The 1,368-nt window shown below is 71.7% G+C and carries 1 protein-coding gene and 1 pseudogene; both read left to right on the forward strand.

Annotated elements, in window-relative coordinates; all coding sequences use genetic code 11:
• Positions 1-30: 30 nt before the first annotated feature.
• Complete coding sequence (locus ACE039_RS11375) at positions 31-999, forward strand: M48 family metallopeptidase (protein WP_485822456.1); 969 nt, start codon at positions 31-33, stop codon at positions 997-999.
• 21 nt (positions 1,000-1,020) lie between these two features.
• A pseudogene (locus ACE039_RS11380) lies at positions 1,021-1,368 on the forward strand (2-aminoethylphosphonate--pyruvate transaminase); the annotation flags it as partial.

Genomic DNA, 1,368 nt, shown 5'->3' on the forward strand with positions numbered 1-1,368 from the left:
CCCCCCCCCCCCCCCCCCCCCCCCCCGCCGCTGATCGCCACGCCAAAGCCGCACGACGCACCTCGGCCCGCCGCGCCGCGCAGCGCGCCTCCGCCTGCTGCCGCCCCGCAGCCCGCTCCCCCTCAGCCGCGCGCCCCGAAGACGTTGTTCCCCGAGGCGCAGACGGGTTCCGCCCCTGCAGGCGAACCGCTGCTGACGTTGTCGCCCAATGCGTCGTCCCGCGTCCCCACGCCCTGCCCCGACCCGCTGCCCCCCGGCGCGCGCTGGCGCGAAGTGCCCACGGAACATCAGCCCATCGGCTTCGTGCTGTTGCGCTCGCGCCGTCGCAGCATCGGCTTCGTGATCACCGACGACGGCCTGCGCGTCACCGCGCCCAGCTGGGTCACGCTGGCGCAGATCGACGACGCCGTGCGTGAAAAGGCGCGCTGGATCCTTGCCAAGCTGCGTGAATGGCATGCCCGCAAGCAGCAATTGGCCATGGCCCATACGCGTTGGCAGCCGGGGGGCGAACTGCCCTATCTGGGCAAGCGCATCCTGATCGGCGTGGGTGGCGATAGCCGCCAGGCCCGTCTGTCCGGCGACGCGGACGCGCCGCAAGACGGTGACACCCTCTGGCTGGCCCTGCCGTCCACGGCCGAGCAAAGCCGCATCCGCGATTCCGCGCAGGCCTGGCTGCAGCAGCGCGCCGGTGCCTGGTTCGGCGCGCGGCTGGCGCACTTCCTGCAGATCAGCGGGCTGAAGATCCGCCGCTGGCGGCTGTCGTCCGCCGCCACGCGCTGGGGCTCCTGCACCAGCGACGGCAACATCATGCTGAACTGGCGGCTGATCCATTTCGCGCCTGCCATCATCGATTACGTCATCGCGCACGAACTCGCGCATCTGCGCGAGATGAACCACAGCCAGGACTTCTGGCGCGAAGTGGGGCATATCCTGCCCGACTTCGAAGACGCCAAGAACATCCTGCGGCGCCACGACCCTGCTTCCCTTCCGCAGTTCTAGAAGCCCCTCTGGAGAGACAAGATGCTTCTGCTCATTCCCGGCCCGGTCACGACCGACGCGCGGGTGAAGGCCGCCATGGCGCAGGACTACGCGCCGTGGGACAACGATTTCCGCGAGACCTACCGTCAGGTCTGCGCGGGGGTGCTGCGCGCCGCGCAGGCGTCGTCCGACACGCATGCCGCGCTGGCGCTGCCCGGCTGCGGCCACTTCGCGGTGGAAGCCGCGATCCGTACCTTCGTGCCGCCCGGCGGGCGCTTGCTGGCGCCGTCCACCGGCGCCTACGCTTCACGCCTGCAGAAGCTGGCGGGCGACGCGGGCCGGGTCGCCGTGCCCCTGCCGGTCGCCGCGACGGCGCGCGTGGACCCGGTC

The organism is Achromobacter maghribensis (assembly GCF_057334215.1).